This is a genomic window from Streptomyces sp. NPDC050528, assembly GCF_044457795.1.
Classification (GTDB): Bacteria; Actinomycetota; Actinomycetes; order Streptomycetales; family Streptomycetaceae; genus Streptomyces.
This window is the reverse complement of sequence record NZ_JBITHH010000004.1, coordinates 394,266-407,749: the sequence shown is the minus strand read 5'-3', so window position 1 is coordinate 407,749 and position 13,484 is coordinate 394,266. Positions and strand designations below refer to the sequence as shown.

Annotated in this window: 9 protein-coding genes and 2 pseudogenes; 5 read left to right on the top strand and 6 right to left on the bottom strand. The window is 69.6% G+C overall.

The features are described 5' to 3' along the window. Positions 1-4: 4 nt before the first annotated feature. The 5 genes from ACIBK4_RS16770 to ACIBK4_RS16750 form a co-directional block, all read right to left on the bottom strand. Entirely contained in the window at positions 5-1,195 is a 1,191-nt protein-coding gene (locus tag ACIBK4_RS16770) for an NAD(P)/FAD-dependent oxidoreductase (protein ID WP_398995480.1), read from the bottom strand. Between the two features lie 335 nt (positions 1,196-1,530). Beyond that, positions 1,531-2,763, bottom strand: coding sequence for a cation:proton antiporter (locus ACIBK4_RS16765; protein WP_398995479.1), 1,233 nt, complete (start codon positions 2,761-2,763; stop codon positions 1,531-1,533). Positions 2,764-2,767: 4 nt separating this feature from the next. Continuing rightward, positions 2,768-3,253: a cation:proton antiporter regulatory subunit gene (locus ACIBK4_RS16760; protein ID WP_398995478.1), complete on the bottom strand. Its 486-nt coding sequence runs from the start codon at positions 3,251-3,253 to the stop codon at positions 2,768-2,770. Positions 3,254-3,296: 43 nt separating this feature from the next. Further along, entirely contained in the window at positions 3,297-4,595 is a 1,299-nt protein-coding gene (locus ACIBK4_RS16755; protein ID WP_398995477.1) for an SLC13 family permease, read from the bottom strand. Positions 4,596-5,374: 779 nt separating this feature from the next. Continuing rightward, on the bottom strand, positions 5,375-5,836 hold the full coding sequence (locus tag ACIBK4_RS16750) for a CBS domain-containing protein (protein WP_398995476.1): 462 nt from the start codon (positions 5,834-5,836) through the stop codon (positions 5,375-5,377). A 285-nt stretch (positions 5,837-6,121) separates the two neighbouring features. Here ACIBK4_RS16750 and ACIBK4_RS16745 point away from each other — a divergent pair, with 285 nt between their 5' ends. The 5 genes and pseudogenes from ACIBK4_RS16745 to ACIBK4_RS16725 all read left to right on the top strand — a co-directional run. Further along, positions 6,122-7,030, top strand: a complete 909-nt coding sequence (locus ACIBK4_RS16745; protein ID WP_398995475.1) for an alpha/beta fold hydrolase — start codon at positions 6,122-6,124, stop codon at positions 7,028-7,030. Between the two features lie 212 nt (positions 7,031-7,242). Continuing rightward, positions 7,243-8,299: pseudogene (locus ACIBK4_RS16740) on the top strand (PucR family transcriptional regulator). A gap of 249 nt (positions 8,300-8,548) precedes the next feature. Continuing rightward, entirely contained in the window at positions 8,549-9,364 is an 816-nt protein-coding gene (locus ACIBK4_RS16735) for a class I SAM-dependent methyltransferase (RefSeq protein ID WP_398995474.1), read from the top strand. Between the two features lie 875 nt (positions 9,365-10,239). Continuing rightward, the gene (locus ACIBK4_RS16730; RefSeq protein WP_398995473.1) at positions 10,240-11,901 is read left to right on the top strand and encodes a hypothetical protein; all 1,662 of its coding nucleotides are present in this window, start codon (positions 10,240-10,242) and stop codon (positions 11,899-11,901) included. Between the two features lie 362 nt (positions 11,902-12,263). Then, positions 12,264-12,464 (top strand): annotated as a pseudogene (locus ACIBK4_RS16725) (IS5/IS1182 family transposase); the annotation flags it as partial. A gap of 88 nt (positions 12,465-12,552) precedes the next feature. Here ACIBK4_RS16725 and ACIBK4_RS16720 read toward each other — a convergent pair. After that, a complete protein-coding gene (locus tag ACIBK4_RS16720; protein WP_398995472.1) occupies positions 12,553-13,440 on the bottom strand; it encodes a helix-turn-helix transcriptional regulator in 888 nt (295 codons plus the stop codon). Positions 13,441-13,484: the final 44 nt, after the last annotated feature.

Here is a 13,484-nt window from a genome sequence, read left to right as displayed (position 1 = left end):
CACCCTACGCAGCGGCCCTCACACCGACCCGGTCAGGCGCGGTGGCCAGGCGGCGCTTGCGCTTCGGCATACCGAAGGTCGGGTGGTCGATGCCCCACCCGGCCCCGTTGAGCACGCCCGACTTCAGCCGCGCGGCGGCCTTGCCGCCCAGGTACCAGGACTTCGACCGGACGTCTCCGTCCACCATCTGGAAGATCGCGTCCCGCCGCCCGAGGCTGATGTGGTTGCCGTAGTACTTCAGCCCGATGGTCGGCACGTCACGGGCGGTCAGGCGCGCGATGATCGCGGCGGTCGCCTGCATGTTGGTGGAGCCGGCCGAGGCGCAGGACATCGGCAGCGGCCGGCCGTTCTCTCCGATCGCGTAGGCGCAGTCACCCGCGGCGTAGACGTCCGGGTGGGAGACCGAGCGCATGGTGCGGTCGACGACGATCTGGCCGGTCTCGGCGACCTCCAGGCCGCTGGCGGCCGCGATGGGGTGCACGGCGAACCCGGCCGACCACACGGTCACATCGGCCGGGATAGACGTACCGTCGGCGGTGATCGCCCGGGTCGGCTCGACGGCTTCGATGCCGGTGTGCTCGTGGACGGTGATGCCGAGCCGGTCGAAGGCACGGCGCAGGTGACGGCGGGCCTTTGACGAGAGCCAGGCGCCCAGCTCGCAGCGGGCGGCGAGCGCGACCGAGAGGTCGGGCCGGGACTCGGCGAACTCGGTGGCGGTCTCGATGCCGGTCAGTCCCTCACCGACGACCAGCACGGTGCCGCCCTCACCCAGGCCGGCCAGGCGCTCGCGCAGACGCAGCGCCGAGGACAGGCCGGTCACATCGAAGGCGTACTCGACCACACCGGGCACGCCGTGGTGGGCCACGGAGCTGCCGAGCGTGTAGAGAAGCGTGTCGTACGCGAGCTCGCCATCGCCGTCCTCGCCGGTCACGGCGACGGTCCTGCGCCCAGGGTCGACGCGCATGACGCGCGCCAGGCGCAGCCGCACCCCGGTGCCCTCGAATACATCGGCGAGCTTGCGGCACGCCAGGTCCTGGCCGGTCGCGAGCTGGTGGAGCCGCATCCGCTCAACGAAGTCGGGCACGGCGTTGACGACGGTGATCTCGATATCCGAGGGGGAGAGCCGGCGGGCCAGGTTCCCGGCGGCGAAGGCCCCGGCATATCCGGCACCGAGTACGACGATGCGGTGCTTCATGGCGTTGCTCCTGTCTCATTCGCGTGCCCTTCGAACGAGATGGCGCCCCGATTGCTGACAGGAGCCGGGTGTGACGTGGGTCACCGAACCAGGACGAGTGGCTGGGCTCCGACAGGCGCTTGGACCTGTCTTGGGCAGTCGAAACGGGGCGAATGGCCGACTGCCGGTCGGCGTCACATCGCGCACGCTTGCTGACCTGGTTGATTGCTTGGTCATCCGGCGAGGACCCCCGTCGCCCCCATGCACAACCTCGCCCTTGCATCATGACCAGAGGACTGCCTACACGGGCCCTGACCTGCCCGAACACGGCCTTGTGCAACACCCTTCAAACCCCTTTAGACCACCCCGTACTGCTCCTCGGCCGTGATCTCAGGGTCTTCCCCCGTATCGGCCTTGGGGTCGGCCTTGTCCCATCGTCCGGTCAGGCGGGTGGCCAGGGGCTCGGTGTAGCGGGCGGTGAGGGGGCCGACGATGACCAGGATCAGTACGTACGCCGTGGCCAGCGGGCCGAGGGAGGGTTCGATGCCGGCGGTGACGGCGAGTCCGGCGATGACGATGGAGAACTCGCCCCGGGCGACCAGCGTGCCGCCCGCCCGCCAGCGGCCCTTCGCCGAGATCCCGGCGCGCCGGGCCGCCCAGTACCCCGTGGCGATCTTCGTGCCCGCGGTGACGACCGCCAGGGCCAGCGCGGGGAGCAGGACCGGCGGGATGCTCGCCGGGTCGGTGTGCAGGCCGAAGAAGACGAAGAACACGGCGGCGAACAGGTCCCGCAGCGGGGACAGCAGGTTGTGCGCGCCCTCCGCTGCCTCGCCGGACAAGGCGATGCCGACCAGGAACGCGCCCACGGCAGCGGAGACTTGGAGCTGCTGGGCGAGTCCGGCCACCAGCAGGGTCAGGCCCAGCACGACCAGCAGCAGCTTCTCGGGGTCGTCGCTGGAGACGAAACGGGAGATGTGACGGCCGTAGCGGACCGCGACGAGCAGGACGAGTGCCGCGGCGCCGAGCGCTACGGCCAGGGTGAGGCTGCCTGCCGCGAGGCCCGTGCCGGCCAGCAGGGCGGTGATGATCGGGAGGTAGACGGCCATGGAGAGGTCTTCCAGGACCAGGACGCTGAGGATGACGGGGGTCTCGCGGTTGCCGAGGCGGCCCAGGTCGCCGAGGACCTTGGCGATGACACCGGAGGAGGAGATCCAGGTGACCCCGGCCAGCACCACCGCGGCGACCGGTCCCCAGCCGAGGAGCAGCGCCATGGCCGCGCCGGGGAGCGCGTTCAGCGCGGCGTCGACGAGACCGGCGGTGTACTGGGTCTTGAGGTTGGAGACGAGATCGCTGGCGGAGTACTCCAGGCCGAGCATCAACAGCAGCAGGACTACGCCGATCTCGGCACCGATGGCCACGAACTCCTCGCTCGTGCCCAAGGGGAGCAACCCGCCCTCGCCGAAGGCCAGTCCGGCCAGCAGATAGAGGGGTATCGGGGAGAACTGGAAGCGCGCGGCGAACCGGCCCAGCAGCCCCAGGGCCAGGATGATCGCGCCGAACTCGATCAGGAACCTCGCGGAGGAATGCACCGGTTCACTCCCGCCCGAGTATCGCCGCGGCCGACTCGACGCCCTCGCGCGTGCCGATCACGATCAGGGTGTCCCCGCCGGCCAGCCGGAAGTCCGGCGTGGGAGACGGCACGGCCTCGGCGCGGCGCAGTACGGCCACGATCGAGACGCCGGTCTCGGTACGCATCCGGGTCTCGCCCAGCACACGGCCGTTCCAGTACGAGAGCGCCGACAGCGCGACGCGCTCCGCGACCAGCCCGAGTTCGGTGGTGGACAGCAGATTCGGGCTGTGGTGCGAGGGCAGCAGGGCGTCGATGAGCGCCGTCGTCTCCCCCGCGGTCAGCCGTACCGACAGGGCGCAGGCGTCCGGGTCGTCCGTACGGTACGCGTTCAGCGTGCGCTCGCCGTCCCGGTGCGCGACCACCGACACACGGCGCTGCTCACGTGTCGTCAGGTCGTAGCGAACACCGATCCCCGGCAACGGCGTACTACTCAAGCGTGGAGTACCCATGTCTGTCTCCTTGTTCCTCTCTGTCGGATTCCAGTGCGCCGGCTCAGGCCGGCGCGAAGTAGCGCAGCCACACGTAACCGAGCGAGATGGCCACGGTGACGGCGGTGACGATCAGGCCGTACTTGGTGAACTGCCAGAAGGTGATGGGTTGTCGGTTGCGTTCGGCGATGCCGAGGACGACGACGTTCGCGGAGGCACCGATCGCGGTGGCGTTGCCGCCGAGGTCGGCACCGAGGGCGAGGGCCCACCACATGACGTGGTCTCCGGAGCCGCCCATGGTGTGCACCAGGTCGCTCGTGATGGGCGCCATCGTGGCGACGTACGGAATGTTGTCCACGACCCCGGACAGGACCGCGGAGGCGCCCAGCATCGTCAGGGACCCGCCGAGTTCGTTCGTGCCGATCGCGTCGGCGAGCGCCTTGGAGACCTCGTCGATGACACCGGTGTCGATGAGGCCGCCGATCATGATGAACAGTCCGGCGAAGAAGGCGAGCGTGGGCCATTCCACCTCGGCGAGGACCTCGCTCGTCTCGGCCGCGGAGACGGCGACGAGCAGTCCGGCGCCGAGCAGGGCGACGATGCTGGGCTCGTAGTGCAGTACGGGGTGGAGGACGAAGCCGGCCACCACCAGGGCCAGGACGGCCAGGCCCTGGACCAGCAGGCGCGGGTCCTTGATGGCCTCGCGTTCCTCCAGCGCCATGATCTCGGCGGCTCGGTCTCCGTCGTACACGAACGTCTTGCGGAACATGACCCGGCACAGCACGACCAGGACGACGACGAGCAGCGCGGACAGCGGAGCGAGGTGGACCAGGAAGTCGTTGAAGGTGATCCCGGCCCGGCTGGCGATGATGATGTTGGGCGGGTCGCCGACCAGGGTCGCGGTGCCGCCGATGTTCGAGGCGAACACCTCCGCGATCAGGAACGGCGCCGCGGGCAGGGCAAGGCGTTCGCAGACCAGCAGCGTCACCGGGGCGACCAGCAGCACCGTGGTCACGTTGTCGAGCAGCGCGGAGGCAAGGGCCGTGATGACGACGAGCATGGCCATCACCCGGAACGGCTGGGCGCGGGCGCGTTTCACGGCCCAGATCGCCAGGTACTCGAACATGCCGGTCTTCTTCAGCACGCCGACGATCATCATCATGCCCATCAGCAGGAAGATGACGTTCCAGTCGATGCCGGAGTCCTCGGAGTAGAACGCCGAGACGTCGTCGGTCGCCCCGATCGCCAGCATCAGCCCCGCGCCGCCCAGGGCCACGGCGACGCGGTGGATCTTCTCGCTGATGATCAGGGCGTACGCGCCGACGAACACGGCGATCGCCGCCCAACTGTGCCAGTCGTTCACGATCCTCCGCAGGATTCCGAGACGGGTTCGGCGGTTGCGCCCGTGATGTGAGGCGGGGCGGCGTCCCAGGTGTCCGCACCATCCGGACGGGAGTCCCCGCGGGCCGCAACACTCGCCGTCGACATCGAGGGCGCGGGCCCGGGCAGCCAGGAGGTGCGTGGAGGTGTGGGCGACAACCGCAAAGGCGACGTGGACCACGATCGCTTGGGCGGGAAAACCTGCACGCCATCGGTGACCAGGAGTCCGCCGACCGAGAAGAGGGAGGAGGCGGAGAGCGGCGCGGCCCCGGACATCATCACGAGCACCATGGCCTACGCCCCCGATCGGAAGAGAGAGTGATCCCCTACTCGCCGACCAGACTTCCCGGCACACCGCTGGGAACCATACAGGTCCTTGACGCTTCTTTAACAGCTCTTGGTGAGCGAGGCCGAGGTGGGAATTCTGCCGGGTTCCGGCAACAAGGGGTCGCTGCTTCTCCCTGCCCTGGGAACCTGACCAGCCCGGCCGGCGGCCTCTCGAACGGCGGTCGAGGGCGCTTGGGCCTGGGGTGGCGTTCAGGTGCGCCGGGAAGCCCGGTCGGCCATGGCCGCCCCGTGTCCTGGAGGCCGACCTGGGCCGGGTGACCTACCTCAGTTCCGACGGTGGCGCGGCCATACGGCACCCGGGTGATCGTCACCCACGCCGGTGCCCAGGCACGGGCCACTCTCAACCAACTGGGTGTGCCCCGCGCCCTCGACATCCATGAAGGCGACAGTCCGGACACCAGGTGACGCCGCAGGTCAGGCCGTAGCGGCGAGCAACCGTTCCAGCAGATGCGACGCCGTGATCACGCCGAGGAGCCGGCCACCGGCCGCGTCCTGCTCCACGACCGCCACCAGGGGGCTGCGTACCCGCGCCATCTGCGCGGCCACCTCCAGCGCGGTGTCGTCCGGGGCGGCGACCGGCGGCGCGGGCACGGTCTTCGACAGGCAGTCGCGCACCTTGCGGCCCTTGAGCGCCTGGCACAACCGGTCGGCGTGATGTTCGTCGACCACGGCGGCGAGCGTCGGGTCCTCGACCACGTACACCGGCACCAGGATCTTGACCATCTGCGAGGCGGGCAGGATCGCCTTCGGCGCGCCCCGCTCGTCCACCACCAGCAGCGCCGGCAGCCGGTGTTCGGCCATCAGCCGCGCGGCGTCCATCGCATCGCTGTCGAGGCCGACCGTCTCGTACTCCACCGCCAAGTCACGCGCCCGCACGGCCGGCTCCCGTCTCACTCTCCAAGTCCCGGCGGCCACCGTCATGCCGATGATGTGGATGCGCTGCCGGGACAGCTCTTCGCACGATACAACCGGCCTGCCCGGCGACCTACGACGCGGAGAGCAGGTCGGTCGGGCGGCACCGGTCTCGAACACTGGCACGATGCGCAGGTGACTCGGTCCAGGGGCAGACAACGGCCGCTTCGACGACGGTGCCCGGCCCGGATCCCGCAGGGTCTGCTCGTCCTCGGCCGCACCCGCACCCTGACTGAGCAAGGAGTCCCCGTGAGCAACGCCCGGCGTCACGGCCTGGACGAACACCCCACCGAGGTGGCCGAGCTGGCCGCCGGGCGCGTCGAGTACCGCCTCGACCGACGTGGTCCGGCCACCGTCGTGGTCTTCTACGGCGGGCACCTGCGCGCAGGGCTCTCGCTGGGCGAGGAGGTGTTCGCCGAAGCCGGATGCTCGGTGCTCGTGCCGTCCCGCCCGGGGTACGGCCGCACGCCGGTCTCGACCGGAGCATCGGCCGGTGGGTTCGCCGACGCCGCCGCCGCGCTCGGCGCCCATCTCGGGATCACCGAAGTCGCTGCCGTGGTAGGCGTATCGGGCGGTGGTCCCACGGCGGTGGCGATGGCGGCGCGCCATTCCGAACTGGTGCAGAGGCTGATTCTGCAGAGCGCCGTCGGACCGCTGCCCTGGCCCGACCGCCGCACCCGCCTCGGCGCCCGGATCGTTTTCGCACCGCACACGGAGCACGTCTCCTGGGCACTCGTTCACTCCCTCGTGCGGTACGCGCCCGACGTCGGCCTGCGGATGCTGCTGCGCGACCTCACCCTCCTGCCCGTACGGGATGTGGTGGCGTGCCTTCGGCAGGAGGACCGGGAGAGGCTGCTCGCACTGTTCTCGCGGATGCGGTCGGGGCGAGGATTCACACGTGATCTCAAGGAGCTTGCGACTGCCGGAGATTCGGTGGGGCATGCGGTCCGGGTCTCCCAGCCCGCCCTGGTGATCGCCACTCGCCAGGACGCCGCGGTGCGCTTCGTGCACGCCCGGGCACTCGCCGCCGTTCTCCCACACGCCGAGCTCATCGAAAGCCGGGCCGACAGCCACCTCATCTGGTTCGGTCGGGACTGGCCCCTGATCTCCGAACGGATCCACGCCTTTCTCGCGGAAGGTCCGTCGAGGACCTCATAGCGTTGGAGGACGATCGCTGTCCGGACTGCGGGCATCCGTCGGCCCCGCTGCCGGTGCCCGGCAGCGGGGCCGTCCGTCGTGCTCCCCTTGAGTCATCGTGCACGTCAGGGGCGCACCTCCGCATTGCCGGTTCCCGGCAGAGTTAACTGAGGTCTGGATGCCGGTCGCCGCCAAGAAAACGTCACCGGCGCGTCAAGGAACGAAGGGGTGACGTGAAGGGGCACGAAATACCTCAGCAGTACCTGGACGGCTATGCCCAACTCCTGGCGGACGTCTCCGCCACCGGCCGCCGCCTCACCCGCGAGGAGATCGAGCCCCGCCGCGCCCTGGGTGAACAGGCCGCCGACGCCGGCCACGGACTGCGCACCCTCGTCAAAGCCCATCTCGCCGCCACCCGCGCCGCCTGGCCGCAGACCCCCGGCTCCGCCGACAGAACCCTGGCCGCAATGCAACAGGCCGTCGACGCCTTCGCCGAGGGCCACGAACGCGCCCAGCGTCTCGCCGTACGGCAGGAGGAGGCGGCGCGGCGGGAGTTCATCGACGACCTCCTCCACGGCCGGAGCGACCTGGGACGGCTCGCCGAACGCGCCGAGCGCTTCGGCCTGCGCCTCTCCCACACACGCCGTCGCCGTCTCGCAGGGCCCGACACCCTACGACGACAGCGCCCCGGTGCCCCGCCAGTTGGAACGCTCCCTGATTGCCCGCTTCGGCGACCGCAGCATCCCGCTCACCACGAAGGACGGCCGGATGCTGTGCGTAGCACCCGGCGACCAGGAAGAGGTCCTCACCTCCTTCGCCAAGCAGGCGTGCGCCGCCACTGACGGCGGACGCGTCGCGATCGGCCGCGCCCAGCCGGGTACAGGCGGGGTCGTCCAGTCGTACGAGGAAGTCCTGAACACCCTCGAACTGGCTGAGCGGCTGGACCTCGACGACCCGGTCCTGCGCGCCGCCGACCTGCTCGTCCACCCCGTCCTCACCCGCGACCGCCAGGCCATGGCCGACCTCGTCCTCGACACCCTCGGCCCGCTCACCACCGCCCGCGGCGGCGTCCAACCCCTCCTCGACACCCTCGCCACGTACTTCGCGTCCTGCTGCGTCGCCGCCGAAGCCGCCCGCCGCCTCACACTGAGCGTGCGCGCCCTTACCTACCGGCTGGAGCGCATCCACCAACTCACCGGCGCCAACCCCGCCGACCCGGCCCACCGCTACATGCTCCAGACCGCCGTCATCGGCGCCCGATTGCCGGACTGGCCTTCCAAAGAGCTATGAGCAGCGCGGTAAGCGGTGGTCCAGCTCTGCCGAAGGTCTTGAAACAGCTGGTGAGAGGCGGGCGAGCGGGAAGGCTCACATCCGCCAATCCGCACGCGAGTTCAGGGCTCATACAAGAACTTCGTGGGCATTGAGCCTGATCGCGCGAGGTCGATGCCCGGAGCAAGCGGGCGGCCCCTAAACCAGTGGCTTGCGGAGGGTCCGGTCGGTAGGGTTTCCGCCTGCCGATCAAGAAGCCGAGAGACGCTCATGACCTCAGACAGACACGTCAACGCGGCCCGTAGCAAGGTCTTCGGTGAGGTGGCCGAGCTCTACGATGCCGCCCGCCCCGGCTACTCGGACGCGATGGTCACGGAGGTACTGGCGTACACGGCTCTCGGGGACCGTGCGGCTGTTGAAGTCGGCGCGGGTACCGGGAAGGCCACCGTGCCGTTCGCCGCGCGGGGGATTCCGCTGGTGTGCCTCGAACCCGACGCGCGCATGGCCGAGGTGCTGCGACGCAACACCGCCGGTTACCCGAACGTCCGGGTCGAGGTCGGCGACTTCGAGCAGTGGCGGCCGGACAGCCGGCACTACGGGTTGCTGTTCGCCGCATCCTCCTGGAATTTCCTGGACCGTGACCGGCGCTGGGACCTGGTCCACGCCGCACTCGCACCCGGCGGTGCCATGGCGCTGATCAGGAACCCGCACGGGATCCACGACGGCGGATTGCGCGCCGAACTCGCCGACATCGGCGACCGCCACGGGATCACCGGTTCACCGCACCGCTTCCTGGCTTGCGACCTCTCCGGTGACAAGCCCGGGAACTGGGACCAGGCCTGGCCGGATACAGAGTGCCGCCGGGACGGCCGCTTCACCGGCCTGCGTTCGGTCCGCTTTCGGCAGGACCTGCGGTACGACACCGACCGCTACCTCGGCTACCTCGCTTCGCTGTCCGCCTACCGCATCCTGCCCGGCGACCACCGCGACCAGGCACTCGCCGAGGTCGGGCGCCTGCTCGACGCCCACGGCGGCGGAATCGACGTACTCCAGGTCACCGACGTCTTCCTCGCCCGCGCCCGCTGAGCGATGGAGCCGGCGGGTGGGCGATGCCTGGCCGATGCCGGGGCGTTGGTGCCACGGTGATTACAGAAGGGATCCTCAGGCGTTGATCGCCCAGGGTCCATGCTCGCCTCGGTGTCGTCGGCGCGGGCTCCCTTTCGGCGTTTGATCAGTTTCACGTCGGCGACGCGGCCTTCGTTGTTGACGCCGGAGTTGTAGGTGAGGGTGAGTCAGGCGCGGACCGTGACGATCGAAGTCTCCAGGCCGGTGCCGGAGGCGAGCTTCCACCAGGACTTCGAGGCCAGCGGACCATCTCGGCCACTCTGGTGACACGACGGCAATTGACCTTGAAGTCACAAGATCCTCAATCTGTCGCTCACTGCCTCGGCGTAGGGGCATGCCCCGCACCGGGGAAACAAGCAACAGACTGAACACGCAATACCGTGGCCGCACGCTCGGCATCCGGCCACCGGCCGGCCACCGGGAAGGCCGCCACGGATGGCGAGAGCAGACGCCCTGAGATTGCTGGTCTCCCACAGACTCTTCGTCCGTGCGCTGGGTATCCCGCGGGTCGCTCCAGAGAAGGCCCCCTTCCAGCGCGGCCGGTTGACTGTTCCCGAGACCGTCCTTCAGGTCCGTTCCTGACCGGCTAAACCCCCTGGCCATCGACCAACCAGTGGTGACAGGATCCGCAGCATGACCTATGGAATCGAGTCCTACCCCACCCGATGAGCGCCCAGGCAGGCGGTGGAATCCCCGCCCCTCGGCCCTCCCTGTACGCATACGCGCTGCGCCTGTACCAGTCGAAGCCCGACGGTCGACTGCCTCACGGTGGCCACCCCTTGCCTGACTCGCCGCAGAGGCGCGCAGCGCTGGGTTGGCACGAGGCCGAAGCAGGTGTGCGGGAGAGCATCGCTCCCCTGCTGTCCGATCCGGACACGGTCCGCGCCGCCGACGAGATCCACCGCAGGCTGCACACGTTGAGCATTCGGGATCGTCATGTCCAGGCTGCGATGGCCGAGCTGCCCCTGGAAGACACAGCGGCAGCCCGTGCGCTCGGCCGCCATCTGACACGCACCGGCACCAGCACACTGACGGTGAACGTCGGCATCGCGCTCCTGGCTCGCCTCGGTGAGCCGGAGGACGTGCCCTACCTCAAGGTTCTCGGCCTGCTGAGGGTTCTCGCCCGTCCCGTGGTCGGCGCGCTCACCGCTCTCGACTGCCCGACAGCAGCCCTGGTATGGCTGGCCGACCACGCCGAGAGCCGTGCGCTGCGCCACCTGATCGACGCGATCGCCGCACGAGATGACCACGAGGCCCGCACCTGGCTGCTCAACGCCCCACTCGACTCAGGTGCTGTCGGACCTTCCACCGCCCGCAGGATTGCCAGGGCCGTCCAACTCGCCGACGTTCTCGGCGAGGAGCAGACCGACACCCAGGTCGTGGCCCAGGCCGGACGTCTCCTCTCCCGAATGACGGGACTGCGCGACTACCAGCCCGAGATCCTCAACTACCCACAGGCCACCACGACTTACAACGCGTTCGTCGCACGTGCCTCCCAACTGCCCCCGACGCTGGACCACTACGCCATCCTGCTGTCCGTCGCCCTGGACCTGCACAGTGGCCCCAGCGTGCTCCTCGACTGGCAGCCGGGACAGCGGGAAGCCCACCTACGCGCCCTCGAAGCCATCCTGAGCAACCCGTCCTGGACAGCCGTCGCGGAGAGCGAGCCCGAGGAACCCACCGAACGCCGCCGGGTCCATTGGATACGCCGCGCGGCACGGCAGCCTTTCCACCGCGCGACCGTCTCCCGGTTCCGGGTGGAGGCCACCGTGCGGGACCCGGCAGACCCGGACACGGTCGAGGCACGGCTGTTGATCGACGGCCGACCCCTGGTACCCGAAGCATTCGGCAAGGGGCCGGCCAACTCCCCCGAGTACCTTCTCGACAGCGGCCGCCTGCGGGCCGCAACCGAGCCCCGAGAGGTGCAACTCGCCGAGGCGTACTGCACCGAGGGCTGCTGCGGCGCGCTCTATGTGACCATCCACAGGGAAGACGACCAGGTGGTGTGGCGTGACTGGCGTCGCCCGCCGGCGCGGCACCCCCGCACGGAACTCCCCGAGTACCGCTTCGACGCGGGCGACTACGACGCCGAGATCAAGCGCGCGGAGAACGACCGGTCCTGGTCCTGGCCGGCTCGAAACACCGCCCGCCTGATAGCCGCAGGGCTACGCGAACAACCCGATCTCCTCACCCGATGGGACGGCCGAGTCGGCTGGATCGGCACCGACTTCCACGACCAGGACTCGGCCATGGTCTCCTTCACGTACTGGCCGGGCCTCGCCACCGGGCAGCAGGACACGGACGGCCCCTGGTTGCAGTTCATCTGGAGTCTCCCCGACGACGGCACGCCCCCAGAGAAGCAGGCCTCTACGGCACTGCGGCAACTGTCCGAGCGGGACCCGAAGGCCTACGCACAGGTCCGGGGAGGCAGCCGCTCGCACGCCGAGGCACTCGGCTTCCCATGGCCCGAACCAGGAGGCCCGGAAGAGAGCGCCTGACCGGACTCATCCGACCTGCGACGCGCTTCCCCACAGGAAAGGCGGCACGTCTCCGGGCGCGTCGCAGGTACTCAGCTGCCATAGACCCTGCCCGGGCCAGTGACCGCGGCCGACCTGGGCGCACGAGGCTGTTCCTGGTCTACCTCCGACTCGCCCCGGACACAGTCGAGTTGGAGGAGAGCTTCTCCCGCGACATGCGTGGCATCGGCCACCACGGTACTGGCGACGTAGAAGTCCGCATCTCCTCGGCTGCCGACTTGGAGAAGGCGGGTCCCCTGATCCGGCGGGCATTCGCGGCCTGACCCCATGTCGTTCTTCATCTACGCCCTGCCAACAGCCAACGCTATGAGGTGGATCGGTGGATGCCGTGTCCTGACCGGTGGTTGAGCATCTGGTCCCGTGTGAGGACGTCACCGTGGGTCGTGTCGAACGAGCTGTGGGAACACCTTCAGCGACCCCTTCCAGCTGAGCGGCGCCTCCGGTGCCTGGGTCCGAGCCGTTGCCTGACCCAGACGTGCCGTGTCGGGCGGTGCGGGATCTTGTACGTGTTGCCCACAGGAATCCATTGAGCGTGCCCTCGATGACGCTGTGAACGGACTTGCCTCACCCCATGGCAGTCCTGCGCTTTGACTGCGGCCTTGGGGATGGCGCCTAGCCCTGTCTCCGGGAGGGTGAGACGGGCGTCGTCTCGTCGGAACCGATGGACGGGCCGGGGGCGGAGAGGTCGAGGAGTGTCATCTTGTCGTGGTCCGGGCTGCCGGGCGGCGCCATGTAGACGACGAGGCGCTGGCCTTGTGCGCGGTTGAGGGACAGCCCTTCGTGCGAGAGCGTCATCGTGCCGACCTCCGGGTGTCGGAGCGTCTTCTCGCCGTCGCCGATCGTGTGCACCTCGTACCGCTCCCAGAGCCGGTTGAAGTCGGGGCTCTTGACGATCAGTTCACCCACGAGTGCGGCGAGGTCCGGGGCATCAGGATCGGTGCCGGCTATCGCCCGCAGCTGGGCGACGCACCCTTTGGCCTTCCGTTCCCAGTCCGCCCACAGCTCGCGGGCAGCCGGGTGCAGGAAGGTGTACCGGACGGTGTTCCGCCGCCGCTCCGGCCAGTCGGCGATGCCGTGGAGCAGCCGCAGCCCGCCGGGATTGGTCGCCAGCAGGTCGTTGGTGCGGCTCACGACGTACGCCGGGTTGGGCCGGAGCGTCTCCAGAAGCTGCATGACGGTCGGACGGACCCGCCGTGACGGCGAGGGACGGGGCTCGGGCGCACGCCGCGCCGCCCGCGCCGCCAGCTCGTGCAGGAAGCCGCTCTCCTCCTGGTTGAGGCGGAGCGCGTCGGCCAGCGCATCGACCACGGAGGGGCTCGGACGGGTCTCCTTGCCGCGTTCCAGACGAATGTAGTAGTCGATGCTCACACCGGCCAGCGCCGCCAGTTCCTCCCGGCGCAGACCCGGCGTACGACGCTTGCCGGTTCCGGCGGGCAGTCCGACGTCCGCCGGGCGCACGTCGCCGCGGCGAGCCCGCAGAAACTTCCCGAACTCGGTCATGGCGTCATTCTGCCAGCGTGTGATCAGGGGTCCAGCCCGGAGCC